Origin of the sequence: Pseudoalteromonas sp. OFAV1, assembly GCF_021532595.1 — a bacterium.
Classification (GTDB): domain Bacteria; phylum Pseudomonadota; class Gammaproteobacteria; order Enterobacterales; family Alteromonadaceae; genus Pseudoalteromonas; species Pseudoalteromonas lipolytica_C.
Genome location: NZ_JAKGBG010000018.1, coordinates 24,413 through 42,341 on the forward strand (window position 1 = coordinate 24,413; position 17,929 = coordinate 42,341).

A 17,929-nucleotide genomic window follows, 5' to 3' on the forward strand; every position below is an offset into this window, starting at 1 on the left:
TGGACTTAACTTGCAGAAATTGTATGGCTTTATATTGTGATGTCAATGACTTAGGGACGAAGAGCATAAATAGCCGACAAACAACTGATTTGTCGACTATGTTTTGCTTGTAGCCTAATGCAGTTTCATTTTTGGCCTAACAACGCGCAGTACTTTTTCGCTGATCCACAATGCAAAGGTTTTTGCGCTGCCATGAATGGCTCGTTGATGCATACGATAGAGCGAAATATACATAAATCGCGCTATTTTCCCTTCAATAAAAAAGCTATTACTGGTTAAGTTACCCATTAAACTACCTACCGTGCTGTAGCGTGACAAATTAACTAAAGAGCCATGATCACTGTAGGTAAAGGCACTGAGTGGCTGATTTTTGAGTGTGGCTATTAGGTTTTTTTCAACACATTGTGCCATTTGATGAGCCGATTGCGCTCTGGGGGGCACTTGCGTGCCATCTTCTTGAGTAAATGCACAGCAATCACCAATAACAAAAATATCGTCGTTAACACTACTTTGCAGGTATTGATTCACCTTAATTTGATTATTGCGGGTGAGTTCAAAAATACCAATGTCTTTAATGAAATCAGGGGCTTTTACGCCTGCAGCCCAAACCATGATATCGGCTTTAATATGTTCATCGTTTTTGGTGATAAAGCTGTTTTCTGTGGCTTCTTTTACTTGCGTGCCTTCGCGTACTGTTACTCCTAACTTAACCAGCTCACGTTTAGCCGAATTTGCAATGCGCTCGGGTAAAGCGGGTAAAATTCGCGGCCCCGCTTCAATTAAATCAATGTGTAAGCGTTTAGCAGTCATTTTATTAAGGCCATACATTTTTAGCATGTCTGACACATGATAAAGCTCTGCCGACAGCTCAACCCCGGTTGCACCACCGCCGACTATAGCAATGGTTAAAGAATGCTGTGGATCATCATCTTGATGTAAACGGGTGAAGTTATCGAGTAGGGCATGCTGAAAGCGTTCAGCTTGTTGGTTTGAATCAAGGTAGAAACAATGCTTGTTAACGCCTGGGGTATTAAAGTCGTTACTGACACTGCCTATAGCAAGTACTAGGTAGTCATAACTCACTTGGCGCTCAGGTAAAATACGGTGGCCGAGCTCGTCTTTTAACTCGCTTAAAGTAATGGTTTTGTTGGTTTGATCTAAGTGGCAAAAGCTGCCGAGTTGAAAATTATAATGATGTTTTGCTGCATGAGCTGAGTATACAACGCCGTCTAAATCGGCATCAATCGACCCCGTCGCTACTTCATGAAGTAACGGCTTCCAAATATGGCTGCGGTTTTTATCGATTAAAAGTATCTCTGCTTGGCGTTTTTTCCCGAGTTTGTGTCCTAATTGTGTTGCCAGTTCTAAGCCACCAGCGCCACCACCGACTATCACGATTTTAGGAGGTTGGTTAATCATTACGTTGCCCTCAAAAGTATAATACCTAAACAATCTTGCGAAAAAGCGCTTAGGTATTGCAAATCCATCCATCAATACCCCATGGCAACCCACCCATTGTGCGCCTTTTTGGTGGTTTTGTCAGTACCCATTAAGAACAATGTAGTTAACTTAGTTATATGAATGACCTTGGGAGATTGAGCCAAACACGTTAGTATGGCTAATTCGCAGTAAGAGACCTATCATTACCTGAAAAAGGGAATGACAGTGAGGGATCAGGATGACTACACCACTACACACTTCGTTGAATCAATACTTTGGCTTTAATGAATTTCGCCAAGGTCAGCAACAAACCATTGAGCAGTTATTAAATCAGCAATCGTCGTTGGCAATTTTTCCAACTGGCTCAGGTAAATCTTTGTGTTATCAATTAAGTGCATTGCACTTACCCAACTTGACCTTAGTGGTATCGCCATTATTGGCGCTGATGAAAGATCAAATCAGCTTTTTAAATAGCAAAGGTATTTACGCGGCAAGCCTTGATTCAAGCCAAACCAGTGAGCAAAGTCATACGGTAATGAGTGATGTGCGAGCAGGAAAGGTGAAAATTTTAATGGTCTCAGTTGAGCGCTTTAAGAATGAGCGCTTTCGTGAATTTATTAAACAAGTGCCTATTTCAATGCTGGTGGTTGATGAAGCACACTGTATATCTGAATGGGGTCATAACTTTAGGCCTGACTACTTAAAGCTACCGCGCTATCGTGACGAGCTTAATATACCCTTGGTATTGCTACTTACCGCCACTGCCACTAAAAAAGTAAAGCGCGATATGTGTGAGCGTTTTGCTATTGCCCCAGAATGTGTGGTGCAAACTGGCTTTTACCGCAGCAATCTCGATTTGTCAGTGCTCAGTGTTGCAAGCCAAGAAAAGCCTCAGCAATTAGCAAGTATTATAGCCAGCCAACAAGGGGCTGGGATTGTTTATGTCACCTTACAACATACCGCCGAGCAAGTAGCCGAAGGCTTGGCAAGAGCGGGCTTTAATGCGGTGGCTTATCATGCAGGCCTTGAGGATGATAAACGCTGGCAAATTCAAGACGATTTTATGGCGGGTAAAATCAACATTGTCGTGGCAACCATTGCTTTTGGTATGGGCGTTGATAAATCTGATATTCGTTTTGTGATCCACTATGATTTGCCAAAATCGATTGAAAATTATAGTCAAGAGATAGGCCGCGCAGGCCGAGATGATGCGCCATCAAACTGTTTTACTCTGGCAAATTTAGATGGCTTAAATACCGTTGAAAACTTCGTTTATGCCGACACTCCCGAGCAAAATGGGATTGACTATGTCATCAATAACATTCGTAATGAGCAAACTAATAACCAGTGGGAAATGCAAGAGTACAGCTTATCGAGCGAAAGTAATATTCGTGCTTTAGCGTTAAAAACCTTACTGGTGCAGTTAGAAATGCAAGGGGCTATTACGCCTTTATATGCCTATTACGCCGATTTTAAATATAAGTTTTTAACAGACAAAGACACACTTCTTCAGCAATTTGATGAGCAGCGCCAAGCATTTCTACAGCAGGTATTCAAACATACTGAGTTTAAGAAAATTTGGGGCACACTCAACTTTGACGCCTTAACACATGCCACGCAAGTCGATAGAAAACGGGTGGTTGCTGCGCTCGATTATTTGGCCGAAAAAGGTCACATAGCCCTTGAAACTAAACGTATCACGCAAGTGTATGAGGTGAATAACTCGGTAATAAACCACGCTGATTTAGCACAGCAACTTCACCAATACTTTATCGAAAAAGAACAGGCTGAAATTAAACGTATCGCCACTTTAGTGCGCTTTTTTGAACTTGATAGCTGCTTAAGTTATAACTTAGCTCGCTATTTTGATGATCAGAATGCACCCCAGCAATGTGGCCATTGTTCAGTGTGTAGAGGCCAGCAAGTAAAGCTTAGCTATTCATTAGTGCATCAAATGCCTGAGCAAAATGTGATTGCCAGTAAAGTTGCTGAGCTTAAACAGCACTTAGCCGCAAAAGGGATTAGTGATGTGAGCATCGATACACAGTGCCGCTTTTTAGCGGGCATGAGCGTGCCTTTATTTACTCGTAATAAAGTCAGGCAACTATCAGGTTTTGGCCTTTGCGAACAGCAACGCTACAGTGACATTAAAAGCTTGCTACAGCAGTTGTAGCGGATAGATTAATGTTTAATAAATATTTATAGTTTGAAATATACAAAAACGTGTATAAAGTTTATTCGCGAAATAAAATTATACTTTCTATATAAGGCTTTGAGTTTTTAAGGATATAAATGTTAGCTGTTACGGAAATTGTCAGACAATTTAAACAAGGCCAGACGACACCATTTTTGTGTAGGACTGAAAATGATGAGCAATACATTGTAAAAGGTGCTCGTGCTACAGCTAAAGGGTTGGTTAAAGAGTGGATTGCTGCGCATTTATGTAGAAGTTTTGGTTTACCTAACCCTGATTATGATCTCATATATGTTGATGATGCACTTGTTGAATATGGATATGATGATCTTGGTCCTGGTATGTGTTTTGGTTCTAGATTTATACCTAATATTCAAGATGTTACATTTGCTGAGTTGGAATTTTTATCAAATGAACTTTTAAGAGATCTCTATATTTTTGATTATTGGATAAAAAATGATGATAGGAATCTAACAAGCCTTGGAGGTAATCCAAATCTGTTCTATGAGCCCTTAAAAAAAGAAGTTTATGTACTCGATCATAATTTGTCTTTTGAACCTAATTTTTCTTTAGAGAAGCATAAAGAATTACACTTAGGCAGGTCAGCTTGGAATGATCCGCAGTTACCACTTTGGAGCCGGGTTGAGTACGAAGATAAGATGGAGGCTTCATTAAAAAATATTGATGCTGTCATAAACTCTTTACCTGAAGAATGGCTTGAATATTATGATTTAGATAGCATTGAGAGTGAAATAATCGTAGTATTAAAACAATTTAAATTGGCAAAATTTTGGGAGGATATAAGATGAAAAATTTATGCAAATACTCAATCATACGTTTTATGCCTTTCAGTGAAACACAAGAATTTGCCAATGTTGGAATATTATTATTCTCTCCAAAAACAGGTTTTGTTGACTACAAATTAGCACCTAAAAGCTTTGGTCGAGTTACAGAATTTTTTGACGATTTAAACGGTGAGCTTTATAAAAGTGCTTTAGTTACTTTTGAAAAAGAATTAACAAGAGTGAAAAGCTTAGGCTCTAGGTTTTATGGCGAACAACAAGTTAAGTTGCTTGAAGAAGTTACTCGGTTCAGGGAAGGGATTGTTAGTTTTAGTGAGACAAGAGCTGTACTGCATGAAGCTCCTCAAATCGCACTTGAACAGCTATATAACAAGTATATAGCCAGAAACTTTGTGACTAAAGAGTACCGCGAACAGCAAATGGTTAAGGCTCTAAGACAAGATTTAAAAGATAATATCAGGGGCGTGCATTATACTCAGCAGAAATTGCCTGCTGGCTTGGGTGTTCAAATTGATATTCCTTTTGTAACAAAAGGAAGTCAAATTACTAAAGCAATAAAGCCATTGTCTTTTAATCAAACAAAACCATTAGCATTAATAGAACACGGTGAACAATGGATAAATCGCGTTAGGCGATTAATTCAGGCTGGAGCTATTGAAGCACAAAACATGCTATTTACGCTTGAGAAGCCCAAAAGCCAAAAAACAGAGTTTTTAAAAGCATACGATGAAGTTACTAATGAAATGGAAATGCTTAATACAAAATTCACTCTCTTTGAAGATAGGAAAAGTATCTACAGTTTTGCTACTAGTTTTGAAGATGAAGAATTTAAGTTAATTTCTACTTAGAAATTCCAAATAAAGTCCAAAGGCAACCTTTTCTTGGTTGCCTTTTTTACAGATTTTTAGCCAATTTGAATACTGGTAGTAGGGTAAGTCAAAGGTTGGCTGTGCTGGCGAGCAAAACAATAAGCAAATGTTAGTGGCCCAACTCGACCTATCAACATCAGCAATATGATGATGAGCTGACTAGGCGCACTTAAATTCCCAGTAATACCTCGCGAAAGACCTACGGTACTGAGTGCCGAAATTGCCTCAAAGGTAATATCAAGTAACGACCCTTGTTCAAGCTTGGTGATGATCATAATGCTGGTAAAAGCGATAAATAAGTACAGTATCATGACGCTTAATGCCTTGATCACTAACTTGTCGCTCAGCTGACGGTTAAACACGGTAACCGTGGTTTGCTGTTTTAAATAGCTGCGCATCGCTAAAATTAGGATCACAAAGGTGCCTAGTTTTATGCCGCTCGCGGTGCTGACTGAACCACCGCCAATCACCATCAGCAGCATAGTCAAAAGCGTTGAGTCTTGACTCAAACCATCAATCGGTAGGGTATTAAATCCTGCTGTACGGGGTGTCACCGCTTGAAACCAAGCCGTTAATATTTGCTCAGACGTTGATAGCGGCGCTAATGTTGCGGGATTGGCGTGTTCAAAGAAAAAAATCAATATAAATGAGATGCAGTTGAGCACTAAGGTAGCAATTAACACCAGACGGGTATTGGTTGATAGTAATGACCAGCGCTTTTGTTTGTAGATATCAATCAGCACCGTAAACCCTAAGCCACCGATGATAAACAAAGTGGTGATCACCAGGTTTACGGTTATATCGCCTTTGAATGCCGATAAGCTATCGCCACTTAACGCAAAACCCGCATTATTGAACGCCGAAATCGTATAAAACAGACTGTGATAGGTGCTTTTTAGTGCGCCGTAGTCATCGAACCAACTAATAAAGAGTAAGCAAAATGCCACCGACTCAATCACTAATGAATACACTAAAACATACTTAGCAACCTTGATCACCGAGGTTAAATCGTTAGTGTCGAAAGCGCGACTGGCTAGTAAACGTTGCTGTAAGCCTAGAGTTTTTCCTAAACTTAATATTGAAATCACCGCCACTGTCATAAAGCCAATACCACCTATTTGAATCAGCAGCATTACTACGCTTTGACCAAATACAGTCAGATCAGTACCGGTGTCGATGACCACCAGCCCTGTTACTGTAACCGCAGAGGTTGCCGTAAATAATGCATCGAGCCAGCTGATCGGTTGGGTGCTTGCCATTGGCAACATGAGTAAGCCTGTGCCGAGCATAATTAACACAATAAAGCCGATAGTGAGCACTAAAGGTGGGTTTATTTTTTGCCGCTTACGACACTTTACACCGCTAAATTGTTTAGGGTAAACATTGGCTTGCCAGTTAATCATAATGCACGAAACCGTTTTGCTAATTTAGTTAAGTAGGTTTTAGAGCCAAGTAGCACCAGACTATCGCCGTGGCGCAGTTCGGTGTCGTTAGTCAGCTCTGTATTGAAATAATCATCACGTCGTAGTGTGAGCGGTTTAATATCGCTATTACGCTCTTTGAGTAGCCAGCCAATTTTGCGACCTGAAAGTTGCAGATCAATGCCTAGTTCAACAATAAACGTGGATTGGTTAAGCGGGAAATATTGATTAACCATTGGGTAGTTAAGCGCTTGTGCAACCCTCACGCCCATTTCTTCTTCAGGGTGAATAATGCGATCAACGCCGAGTTTACTTAGTATCTGATGATGGCTTTTGGTACAGGCCTTTACCCAAATTTGCTTTACGCCTAAGTTTTTTAAATGCAATACACATAAAATACTGGCTTCAATATTCTCGCCAATGGCCACCAATACGGCTTGGCAACTGGGTAAATCGAGCCGTGCTAATTGTGTTTCATCACTGGCATCAACCACCACAGTAAAACTGAGTTGGTCGGCATAGTGATTAACGGTGCTTTCGCTAATATCGGCAGCACACACTGTATGACCTTGTTTTGAAAGTTCTAAACAGGCGGTTACGCCAAAACGTCCTAATCCGATTACTGCAAACTGAGCCATTGTCTTTCTCGCTATTGTGGGTACGCGCTAAATGCTAATAGCAAAAAAACAGAAGTCTTTAGAGAGGTTGAAAGCTTTATAAAGATTTTATGCTGAGATAAAAAAACTTTATAAAAACTTTATAGTGACAAAACTGAAAACCCTTTAATCTAATAGGGACAAACGATAAGTGAAAAGATGATGCAGTCAGTATTCAAAATACAGTATTTAAAAGCCGCATTTTTAAGTGTGTTGATGCCACTTGTGGTGGTGCTCGTGATATTCCCGTTTCGAGAACTGTTTACAACCACCGATATTGTTATGTTACAGCTGCTGTGGGTGACCTGGGTTGCGGTGCGCAGTAATCGTCGTGTTGCTGCGCTTACTACCTTGGTGAGTGTTGCCTGCACGGACTGGTTTTATGTGGTGCCTTACTTTACTTTTCATATCGAAAATATTGAATATGTGGTCACCTTTTTGGTGATGCTGATTGTGGGTTTAGTCATAAGCCACCTAGCCGGTGAGCTCAATACTAAGGTTCGCGATGTGCAAGCCCATGCAAGTAATAGTCGCTTATTGTATGAATTAGCTAAAAAACTTAATGATCTCGATAGCCTTGAGGAACAAAAGCAGCTGTTTTTAACAACCATGGCCGCACATTTAAAGGTTGCATGTGATTGGCAGTTAACAGCGTCTAAGCAGTTTATTTATTTAAATGAGCAACAAGCTGAATTTGGCGGCATCGCGTTTGCTAAAGCGCTTAATGCCGAGCAACTTGCTTTGGCGAATACAGCGTGCTCTTTACTGTATCAGGTTCAAGAAAAAACCTTACTACGCGAGCAATCAGCGGCGATAAAAGTACAGGCGGAGCTAGAGAGGTCAAAAAACACCTTGTTGCGCAGTTTATCCCATGACTTACGAACACCATTAGCGACCATTATGGGCGCATCAAGCATGTTGGCTGATGATGATATTCAACTAAGCTCTGAGGTTATCAAAGAGCAAGCTGCTAATATTTATGAGCAAAGTAAAATTCTTAACCAGCACTTTGATAAAGTCATGGAGCTCAGTAAAGTGAATAAGTTAGCTGAGAATATTAAATGGCAAAAACTACCCATTTTGACCTTAATTAGCGAAGCTAAATCACGCCGTCAGCAACAACTACATAACTTTAAACTGCACATCGAAGCTCAGCATCAAAGCATCTGTTTTGGCGATGAAACCTTACTTGAAATTGCCTTTGCCAATATGCTCGAAAACGCAGCTCGTTACGGAGATGGTTCGGCGAACATGCAATTTATTGAAACACAAGACGAATACCAAATTGTGTTAACTAACCCTTTTGCTAATAAGCACGAGACGAGTCAAGATGAAGGCGTTGGCCTTGGGAGTGTTATTTGCGATGTGGTTGCTAAATGTCATCAGGGGCGCTTTGAATTAACCCTCAATGAGCAGACAAAGCAGGCAACAGCTATATTAATTTGGAGTAACAGCCGTGGCTAATATTTTGGTTTTAGAGGACTCACCGCCTCTGCAAAGTTTTTTAAAAACACTGCTCAAAGCAAGTAACCATGAAGTCAGTGTGTGCGCGAAAGGGCTTGATGCGTTTGCACTTTTAAGCCAGCAGCAGTTTGATTTAGTGCTGCTTGATTTAGGTTTGCTCGATATGGATGGGCAAGATTGGCTGGTGGAGTTTAGGCAGTGGAGCCTGCTCCCTGTTTTGGTACTTTCTGCGCGCGACGGCGAAACAGAAAAAGTCACCGCCCTTGATAACGGCGCTAACGATTATCTGACCAAACCATTCAGCGCAAACGAATTACTAGCACGTATTCGGGTGCTACTGCGTATGCAAACAACACCAAGCCTGACCCTACAATGTGGCGATATTCACATCGACCCGCATAAACATGTGGTGCGTAAAGGTGCTGAAGAAGTCAAACTAACGAAAAAAGAGTACGCTATTTTGCTGTTGTTATTTCAGCAAAAAGACAAGGTATTAACGCATAACGCTATTTTATCTGAGGTGTGGGGAGAGCAGTATATTAATCGTCCTGAATACGTGCGTGTACATATTGGTCAGTTAAGGCAAAAGCTTGAGCAAAATGCGGCAAGCCCTAAACATATCTTAACTGAGCCCGCTGTGGGTTATCGATTAGTTGATTGAGTTTAATAATAGTCACGACTTTTTTAATTTGCTGTTGAGCTTATAGACTTTTTAAACTATTGTTTTAGTTTACGAAAATAATGAAAAGGTGCTTGATAATTGGCTACTGCTGATCAAGGTGGCAAACGGATATTTTCACTTTCAAATAAACAACTTGAAGAACTCATTGCTGCAATTGAGCAAGCAATTGAATGGCATCAATGTTGGTACAAACGCTTACTGCGTAGCCTTATTGCCAATGTACCAGCATGTGAAGAAGATCTTGACGATAATGCTCATGCATTATGCGAATTTGGCCTTTGGTTTAATAAACTCCCCTCTAGTTCTAAAAATTTACACCCGTATTTTGCTGAAATTGAAATAGCACATCAAAAAATGCACCACGGGGCTAAAGTACTTTTATCTTTGAATGAAGCTAATTCACAAATCCCGGTCAATCTTTTGGATCAATTTCATGAAGATTTAGATAGAGTCCGCTATTTATTTGAGGCAGTGAATGAAGACTTCTCTAAACTTTTGCATAATCGTGATCCTCTAACAGGTGCAAACAACCGCACTCATTTACTTAGCAATCTGCGAGAGGAGCATGAGCTTGCGAAAAGAAAGTCACTTAGCTGTGCGTTGATTATGATCGATCTCGATCATTTTAAACGTGTTAATGATCAATATGGTCATTCCGCAGGAGATAAAGTATTGGTTGCTCTTGTTAAGTGTATTAACTCTCACCTAAGAAAATATGATCATCTGTATCGCTATGGCGGCGAAGAGTTTTTAGTATGCTTACCACAAACAGACCTAAAAGGTGCTCAATCATTTGCTGAGCGCTTGAGGGTCGGTGTTGAAGAACTTGAAATAGATATAGGTAAAGATAAATCGATAAAAATTACCGGCTCTTTTGGGGTCTCTTCTATTCGCGCTGACGATGATATTGAAACAGCAATAGAGGCTGCGGATATAGCTATGTATCAGGCAAAAGAATCGGGACGCAACCAAGTGTGTGTAACCTGATTGGTAGCTTTGCAGCTTTATTTTCTTGAAGAAGGAAAACAGTGACAGTTTATAAATTGTCACTGCATATTAGATCAGTCGTATTTTGCTTCTAGCTCATTGGCTGTGTGATAGCTTTCGTGAGTTTTTAGCTGCTCAAAGTAGCGTTCGATTTCAGGGAAGTACGACAGCTTACCCGCCTGAGCAACTTGCTCTACAACAAAAGACATCATGAAATCAGCACCGGTCAATGTGTCATCGACTAAGTACTGCTTACCTTGTAATTGCTGGTTAACATAGCTCAGTATTTTAGCAATTTCATTATCGGCATAGTCGGCAATAAAGTTGGTTTGACAGCCATCTTTAGTAATAAAGAGTTTTAGTAAAAGAGGTACCATGGCAGAGCTTTCAGCAAAATGCAGCCATTGCTGATAGTCAACATAGCTGTCGCTTTGCTGGCTTGGCATAAACTTGCCTTTGCCGTACTTACTAATTAAGTAGTCAGTAATTGCGCCAGACTCGGTAATTACTTTACCGTTATCTTCAATAACGGGCGATTTACCCAGCGGATGAATTTGTTTTAGTTCATCAGGTGCTAAGAAGGTTTCTTTATTGCGTTGATAAGCAACAATTTCGTAATCGACACCAAGCTCTTCCAGTAACCAAATAATACGTTTAGAGCGTGATTTATTTAAATGGTGTAATTTAATCATTCGTTATCCTTAAAAATGGCGTAGCCAAGCTGACCACGCCTTGAAATTTAAATTGGCTGCTGAACTTGCACGACAGTTTTACCGAAGTTCTCACCATTTAACATCGCATTAAAGGCGTTCAGCGTATTTTCGAAATTAGCTTCAAGATGCTCTTTATATTTGATTTTTCCTTCGCTTAACCATGTTTGCATGTCTTTTGCGAATTCCTCATAACGATGGGCGTAGTCATCAAAAATAATAAACCCTTGCACTTTAATGCGTTTCTTTAAAATGTGACCCATAAGCATAGATAAGCGATCTGGACCTGGCGGCAGCTCGGTAGCGTTGTACTGTGATACTAAACCACATAACGGAATACGTGCTTTTGTATTCAACAGGGGTAACACGGCATCAAATACATGGCCACCGACATTTTCGTAATAAACATCAATACCATTATTACACGCTGCGGTTAACTGCTCTGCAAAATCATTTGCTTTGTGATCAATACAAGCATCAAAGCCTAGGTTTTCAACGGCATGTTGGCATTTTTCTTTACCGCCAGCTACGCCAACGACCTTACAGCCTTTTAATTTGGCTATTTGCCCTACAGTTGCACCAACAGGCCCTGTAGCTGCAGCAACCACGACTGTTTCGCCCTGCTTTGGCTCACCAATATCTAAAAGCCCCATGTAGGCGGTAAAACCAGGCATACCCATAATACCAAGTGCATTCGAAGGATTTTCAGGGTTTTTCCCCAGTTTCATTAAGCCTTCAGTGTCGCTTATTGCGTATTCTTGCCAGCCTGTATAGGCCAATACCCATTCACCTTCTTGGTAGTCAGGGTGGTTTGATTGCTCAACTTGGCATACGGTTGCGCCTACCATCACATCACCAATCTTTACAGGATCAGCGTATGATTCAGCATCGCTCATTCGTCCTCGCATATAGGGGTCAAGTGATAGATAAATGGTCCTGAGTAATACCTCGCCATCTTTTGGCGCTGATACTGAGTTAGTTTTTAAGACAACATTGTTTTCATTCGCTACGCCACTTGGGCGAGATTCAAGAATATATTGACGATTTTGAATATCAGACATACTAGGCTCCTTTTGCCAGCAGTAAATTAAGATACGCCTTTAACGTTTTGCGGGCATAACATTAAAAATCAACACTAAAATTGTAATCACTTGATAACGCACCACCTTTTTTAGGATGAGTTTTTGCGCTAAATATGGGAACGGTGTATGCTGTTTTAAAATTAAGCTAACTTAAAAGGATAGTAATGAAGCGTATTTTGTTAGTGGGCTTGGTGACTGTTAATGCTTATGCAAATAACGACGTGTTATCGGTTGATCCAGTGATGCTGCAAAGCGGTAATTTTGCATTTGAAAATGATGACAAACATTACCCAAAGCAAAGTCAATTTAGCATTGTCCATAGTGTATTAATGAGCAGTGAAAGTGGTCGTCGTTTAGCTGTTGTGACGATTGAAAACAAAGCATCAGGCTCGCGTATTTTACAGGCTGACCACATTATGGCGCTGTTTGCTGATGGGCGTCGTGTACATCCGCAAAGCTTTGACGAAGGCATTAAGTTAGATGATGGTGAAAGGCGCTCTTTGACCTTATCTTTTGGTGAAAACGAATATCCCATATTAGCAGTGTATACCAGCTTAGATAATTAAAAGGATTACCATGAAATCAACGCGTCATTTTTTCGTTTTGAGCGCACTTATTTGCTCGCCTGCTGCGCTAGCGATAGATAGCCAAGACTTTGTTAAAGATAACGTTTTTACTCAAGGCGTTGAAGGACCAACCATGTATAACGGTGCCTTGTACGCGGTGAACTATGCCCAGCAAGGAACCATTGGCCGCGTTGATAACATGGGCAAAACATCGTTATTTGTACGGCTACCAAATGACAGCGTTGGTAATGGCTTACAGTTTGACTCGCAAGGTAATTTATTTATTGCCGATTACGTGAATCACAATATTTTAAAAGTACCTGCAGGCAGCAATAAAGCAGAAGTGTTCGCCCATAATAGCAACATGAATCAACCCAATGACATTGCTATCACCCAAAGCGGTGCGTTGTTTGCAAGTGACCCTAATTGGACGAACGAAACGGGCCAACTTTGGCGTATTAATGCAGATGGCAGCACGCATTTACTCGAAAAAAACATGGGCACCACCAATGGTATTGCCGTTAATAACGACAACACTAAGCTCTATGTGAACGAGAGTGTGCAGCGAGTAGTTTGGCAATATGACCTAGATGAGAACTTAAACATTAGCAATAAAAAAGTTTTGATTAAGTTTGCTGAGCATGGCTTAGACGGCATGCGCGTTAATAATCAAGGACATGTGTTTATCACTCGTTACGGTGCTGGAAAGGTGCTTGAAGTATCGCCTACCGGCAAGCTATTAAATAGCTACCAATTAAAAGGCCAGCATCCAACTAATTTGACCTTTAACGATACGCAAAGCAAAGTGTATGTCACCATGCAAAAGCGCGGTGCAATAGAAGTGATTGAGCTTTAGCCTTGCTTTGCTCGCGTTATAGCGGCGTTGATTGCCGCTTTCGCTTGCGGGCTATTTTGCCAACAACTTGAATGCAGCATTGATGCTACTCGCTCAGCAATGGTGTTGGCATCAAACCCGGCTAACTCCTCAAACGATTCAATACCGATTTCTTCAAACCGTTTTATCACCGTTGGCCCCACACCTTTGAGCGCTAAAAGCGCGCTGCGTTCTTGCTGGTTAAATGGCATTTTTTCGCTCCTTGTTGATTGAGTCTTTAAAATGATGAGGGTTATCTAGTCCTAGAAAAACAATGTTGATATCACCAATAGGCTCAATGAGCGTGATTTTAATATTTGGGCAACCTGAATAATTATAGCGCTTGATTGTTCGAGCGCGTGAAATGAAATCGGCATTTAAATCAATGGTTTTGATATTTTCTAAAGCAATATTGTAAGCAGGATATAGCCCATAGCGGATAATGAGTTGCGTTTTACTAATTGAAACAGGGCGCTTTGCGACCGCTCGATACTCTGCAGTAAAGAATAAAAGGCTAAAAATAGTTAAACCAGTGATAATGTTTGCTGCTAATGATGACCATACAAAGTGTAAAAATAAATGCATCAGTGGCAGTTCTAACAAGATAATAAAAATAAAGCCAAGTAAGTTAGCTTGTGATCCATCTTTTTTATGGTAACTAAAATGTTGTTCACCAGTGAAATAGCTTGGTTTAATGTGTTTAGCGTAAAATAAGAAAGCCCACATCCGTGTTTCGAAACATAAAAAGTTTGCAATTACGCTTTGTTTGAAAAGCTTATTAATTGGTCTTTCTATAGCTATATCTGGATCGGCTTGCTTGCCTAAAGCGGATTTTATTGCCAGGTACACAGTAATGAGAGCACTTAGCTCTAAAATTACAATCAAAGCTAAAAGCCCGTAACGACCTTGCTCTAAGTAATTCATTAAAAATTTGTTTTGTTCGGGAATAATGTAACTCCCCACTAAAATCGCGAGTGAGCACAGCATCAATGCTTTAAAAGCCGCTTCTTTCTTATTTTTAATTAATATTAAGCAAAGTACAGGTAATACTATCAGTGCATCAAGTAGGTATAACCATTCAAAGTTTGCTTTACCAAAGTCATTTAATGGGTGGCTACCTTGGTAATACATACCCCAAAAAAGACTAATACTAATCAGGAAAATAAATGGGATTTTTGACTTTATTGATTTGAGCATTACATCTTCCTTGCTGCTTTTTGTTGCTCATATCATAACCAACAATCTAAACGCTGTCCCTTTTTTATTGTTGATATATGACTGCCTGTTTAAAATAAAAAAGCGCACCGGGCAGGGTGCGCTTGAGGGGATCAATCCTGTGTAGCTAAAACAGTAGGATTAATTAAAAGCTTGGAGCATATCTTAGTGAAACACCGACCGAGCGGCCAATCACACTATAATCACTCACAGTGTTAAAGTGGTTTGCGCCTATTTCAGGTGTTGGTGGTTCACGGTCTAATAAGTTATCGACACCAAAGTTAACAGCAAGTTCCTCATTAACTTGCCATGCAGCGGCAAAGTCTAAGTAATTTTGTGCTGAAATTGTTTCTGAACGGTCAACAGCATACTCTACTTCACCAATTCTGCGCCAGCCAAGTTGGAAGTTCATGTTATCTAACTGCCAATCAATGCTTGCTCGGTGTTTGTAGTCAGCTTGTAAAACACTGGCAAAGTCACCCGAACAGGCACTGCCATAAGTTCCTTTACAGTCAACTTCAGGCACTGTGCTGTTGTTTTGGCGCGTTTGTTTAGTAACAAAGTTACCTTGGTACGAGAATCTAAAACGACCACCCATTTGCTTTGGTGCATCAATGACATAATTTGCTGCAACGTCGATACCTTCTTGCTCAATTGCGGCTAAGTTAAAGTCATTAACGATAGCTGTGCTAATGAAACCGGTGTTTGGATCGCGAAGTACCGCTCCACACAATGGGTTGTTCGGGTTCGGGTCGTCAACATAACAGCTTTGTAGCGCAGCACCTGGCTGAATTTGGCTTACCGCATCTGTTACGCGAATACTGTAGTAATCGAGTGATAAGTCAAAGCCTTCTAAATAGCTAGGTGTGTAAACAATGCCTAATGTATCTGACTCGGCTTGCTCAGGCTTAATATTTGGGTTACCACCATAGGTATATTTTGCTGTACTTGAGTCGAACTCAGTGCCAACTGGCGGCGCACCAAACGCAGCACATTGGGTCGCATCACCGGTACCAAGTAAACATGGATCGCCGTTATAACGCCCTGCTAGTCGTGGTACAAATTGATCGCTATTTTGGTCAAATAATGATAACGATAGCGCTGTGATTGGGCTGGCAAACTCACCTAAGTTAGGTGCTCTAAACGCGGTTAAGCGGTTTGCACGAATACGAATATCGCTGTTAATTGCCCAGTTGATACCTAGTTTGTAGGTGTCTTCTGCTTCGGTATTTGAGTAATCAGAAATACGGTAGGCACCTTCAAAGCTAAGCTCTTCAGCAAAAGGTTTATCAACTAAGATAGGCACTAAAATTTCAGCGTAGAACTCTTCTGAGCTAAAGCTTGCATCCATATCAAATGCGCTGATAGACGCAAAGCTGGTACCGTTTCTAAATGCATCGCCCGGTGTTTGTTTACCGGTTTCTTTACGGTATTCATAACCGATTGCAAAATCGATAGCACCGGCTGGTAATTCAAATAAGAACCCAGAATCACCCGATAGTGTTGCTGAGATCACACTTTGAGTACGGTCGCGAGTGGTATAAAGCAGCGGATCGCTAAAGTCGCTGAAATCATGGTTGGGATCAAAAATATCCACTGAATTTGCAAGGGCTGCAAAGCGACTATTACCACTGTTATCATTGCGATACGCATTATTATAAATGGTGGCTACTTCGTCGGTTTTACCGTACTGACCATATACGTCATAGTATAGGTAGTCTGTTATATCACCTTTTAAACCTAGTTGAAATTGCATTGAATCACGTACCGCTTCGGTGTGTTGCACACCTAAACCTAGGTTACGTTCAACATTAACAAGGGCATTGCCTTCACTGTCAAACGTCAGTTGGTTGCGTAGTTCATCAGGAATATATGCATTGTCTTGCGTTAGGGTTACTTGCTCGTTAACAAAAATCGGTGTTTGGCCACTGGCACCAGCACCATTTACGGTCACTTTAGAATACATTGCGCGGCCATAAGCAATGGCACTGTCGCTGACATCAACGTCGAATAATAAGCCCGCAGAAAAACGGTCCATTGGTTGAGTTAAATAACGATCAGGAGTGAAATCAGCTGTTTGACGCTCACTTGTTACAGCACCAGAATCAGCAATACCGATACTATTGCCAGATGCAACGTCAGTATAATAACCACCGCTGTTGATCATGCTTGTTGAGTTTTCAAGCGCGTAGTCACGCTCGCCGGCTAATAGTTCTTTACGCTCAGTATAACCGATATAGCCAGTTACATGGCCGCTGCCATCGGCAATGTCACCGCCAAAAATAGCTTCAAAGTTAAGCTTTTCGTTACCGCCGTCGGCACTTTCGTAACTGGTTGAGAATTCAGCGCCAGTAAAATCATCGTCTAAAACAAAGTTAACAACACCAGCTACGGCATCGGCACCGTAAACCGCTGCTGCACCACCAGTTAATACATCAACGCGTTTAATTAATCCGGCAGGAATGGTATTTACGTCAACCGAGTTACGAAAACTAAATGGTACGGCGCGAGTACCGTCAATCAGCACCAATGTGCGGTTTTGGCCAAGGCCACGTAAATCAATGGTTGATGAGCCGAAAGAGTCACCCACTGTTGCACCTGTGCTGTTAGCACCTGCTGCAGCCTGTGGTAGTTTTGCGGTAATATCTTCAACGTTCACTGCGCGATCTAAGTGAATTTGTGCTTCATCAACACTTACGACAGGGCTGCTTGAAACCAGCTCAGTTCGTTGGATGCGTGAACCTGTAACAGTGATCACCTCAGGCTTTTTAACTTGTTCGGCGTCTTCTGCGTGGGCATAACTTATTACTGAACTTACAGCTAGAGCTAAAGGCGAGAGCAGCAATAGTGAGCGATGTCCGGTTGTTGTCTTTGCTTTCATGATGATTCCCTTGCGTTTTATCATTTAAATCAACGCAGGTTGGTTTACTACCTAGACCATTTAGTTAATTTAAAGAGTCATACTT

The 17,929-nt window shown here is 41.0% G+C and carries 16 protein-coding genes; 8 read left to right on the forward strand and 8 right to left on the reverse strand.

Annotation, left to right across the window (positions count from 1 at the left end):
- Window positions 1–114 precede the first annotated feature (114 nt).
- Window positions 115–1,419: an NAD(P)/FAD-dependent oxidoreductase gene (locus L1267_RS11805; RefSeq protein ID WP_135926749.1), complete on the reverse strand. Its 1,305-nt coding sequence runs from the start codon at window positions 1,417–1,419 to the stop codon at window positions 115–117.
- A 259-nt stretch (window positions 1,420–1,678) separates the two neighbouring features.
- Here L1267_RS11805 and L1267_RS11810 point away from each other — a divergent pair, with 259 nt between their 5' ends.
- From L1267_RS11810 to L1267_RS11820, 3 genes are all read left to right on the forward strand, one after another.
- Window positions 1,679–3,613 carry a RecQ family ATP-dependent DNA helicase gene (locus tag L1267_RS11810; RefSeq protein WP_235382945.1) on the forward strand — a complete coding sequence of 645 codons (1,935 nt, stop codon included), beginning with the start codon at window positions 1,679–1,681 and terminating at the stop codon, window positions 3,611–3,613.
- Between the two features lie 119 nt (window positions 3,614–3,732).
- Window positions 3,733–4,443 (forward strand): HipA family kinase, encoded by a 711-nt coding sequence (locus tag L1267_RS11815; protein WP_062564731.1) that lies wholly within the window; start codon window positions 3,733–3,735, stop codon window positions 4,441–4,443.
- The gene (locus L1267_RS11820) at window positions 4,440–5,285 is read left to right on the forward strand and encodes a DUF3037 domain-containing protein (protein ID WP_138558190.1); all 846 of its coding nucleotides are present in this window, start codon (window positions 4,440–4,442) and stop codon (window positions 5,283–5,285) included. Before L1267_RS11815 ends, L1267_RS11820 begins: the two co-directional genes overlap by 4 nt.
- 56 nt (window positions 5,286–5,341) lie before the next feature.
- On the opposite strand, the gene L1267_RS11825 is transcribed toward L1267_RS11820, so the two are convergent.
- A complete protein-coding gene (locus L1267_RS11825; RefSeq protein ID WP_235382946.1) occupies window positions 5,342–6,709 on the reverse strand; it encodes a TrkH family potassium uptake protein in 1,368 nt (455 codons plus the stop codon).
- Window positions 6,706–7,365, reverse strand: coding sequence for a potassium channel family protein (locus L1267_RS11830; RefSeq protein ID WP_054553462.1), 660 nt, complete (start codon window positions 7,363–7,365; stop codon window positions 6,706–6,708). The genes L1267_RS11825 and L1267_RS11830 overlap by 4 nt, the downstream gene beginning before the upstream one ends.
- 177 nt (window positions 7,366–7,542) lie before the next feature.
- Between L1267_RS11830 and L1267_RS11835 the strand changes: the two genes are divergently transcribed.
- The 3 genes from L1267_RS11835 (at window position 7,543) to L1267_RS11845 (ending at window position 10,516) form a co-directional block, all read left to right on the forward strand.
- Window positions 7,543–8,847, forward strand: a complete 1,305-nt coding sequence (locus L1267_RS11835; RefSeq protein ID WP_235382947.1) for a DUF4118 domain-containing protein — start codon at window positions 7,543–7,545, stop codon at window positions 8,845–8,847.
- A complete protein-coding gene (locus L1267_RS11840) occupies window positions 8,840–9,508 on the forward strand; it encodes a response regulator (protein WP_062564727.1) in 669 nt (222 codons plus the stop codon). The genes L1267_RS11835 and L1267_RS11840 overlap by 8 nt, the downstream gene beginning before the upstream one ends.
- Before the next feature lie 99 nt (window positions 9,509–9,607).
- Complete coding sequence (locus L1267_RS11845) at window positions 9,608–10,516, forward strand: diguanylate cyclase (RefSeq protein ID WP_235382948.1); 909 nt, start codon at window positions 9,608–9,610, stop codon at window positions 10,514–10,516.
- Window positions 10,517–10,590: 74 nt separating this feature from the next.
- On the opposite strand, the gene L1267_RS11850 is transcribed toward L1267_RS11845, so the two are convergent.
- Both L1267_RS11850 and L1267_RS11855 read right to left on the reverse strand, forming a co-directional pair.
- Window positions 10,591–11,208, reverse strand: a complete 618-nt coding sequence (locus tag L1267_RS11850) for a glutathione S-transferase family protein (RefSeq protein WP_235382949.1) — start codon at window positions 11,206–11,208, stop codon at window positions 10,591–10,593.
- Between the two features lie 47 nt (window positions 11,209–11,255).
- Window positions 11,256–12,287, reverse strand: coding sequence for an NADP-dependent oxidoreductase (locus L1267_RS11855; protein ID WP_235382950.1), 1,032 nt, complete (start codon window positions 12,285–12,287; stop codon window positions 11,256–11,258).
- 185 nt (window positions 12,288–12,472) lie between these two features.
- On the opposite strand from L1267_RS11855, the gene L1267_RS11860 reads away from it, so the two are divergent.
- Both L1267_RS11860 and L1267_RS11865 read left to right on the forward strand, forming a co-directional pair.
- The gene (locus L1267_RS11860) at window positions 12,473–12,874 is read left to right on the forward strand and encodes a hypothetical protein (RefSeq protein ID WP_138558187.1); all 402 of its coding nucleotides are present in this window, start codon (window positions 12,473–12,475) and stop codon (window positions 12,872–12,874) included.
- Between the two features lie 10 nt (window positions 12,875–12,884).
- Window positions 12,885–13,730, forward strand: a complete 846-nt coding sequence (locus tag L1267_RS11865; RefSeq protein ID WP_235382951.1) for an SMP-30/gluconolactonase/LRE family protein — start codon at window positions 12,885–12,887, stop codon at window positions 13,728–13,730.
- Here L1267_RS11865 and L1267_RS11870 read toward each other — a convergent pair.
- The 3 genes from L1267_RS11870 to L1267_RS11880 all read right to left on the reverse strand — a co-directional run bounded on the left by L1267_RS11870 (window position 13,727) and on the right by L1267_RS11880 (window position 17,844).
- Complete coding sequence (locus L1267_RS11870) at window positions 13,727–13,960, reverse strand: helix-hairpin-helix domain-containing protein (protein ID WP_235382952.1); 234 nt, start codon at window positions 13,958–13,960, stop codon at window positions 13,727–13,729. The two genes, L1267_RS11865 and L1267_RS11870, sit on opposite strands and share 4 nt — an antisense overlap.
- Complete coding sequence (locus L1267_RS11875; RefSeq protein ID WP_235382953.1) at window positions 13,950–14,945, reverse strand: hypothetical protein; 996 nt, start codon at window positions 14,943–14,945, stop codon at window positions 13,950–13,952. The genes L1267_RS11870 and L1267_RS11875 overlap by 11 nt, the downstream gene beginning before the upstream one ends.
- A 163-nt stretch (window positions 14,946–15,108) precedes the next feature.
- Window positions 15,109–17,844, reverse strand: coding sequence for a TonB-dependent receptor domain-containing protein (locus tag L1267_RS11880; protein WP_235382954.1), 2,736 nt, complete (start codon window positions 17,842–17,844; stop codon window positions 15,109–15,111).
- Window positions 17,845–17,929: the final 85 nt, after the last annotated feature.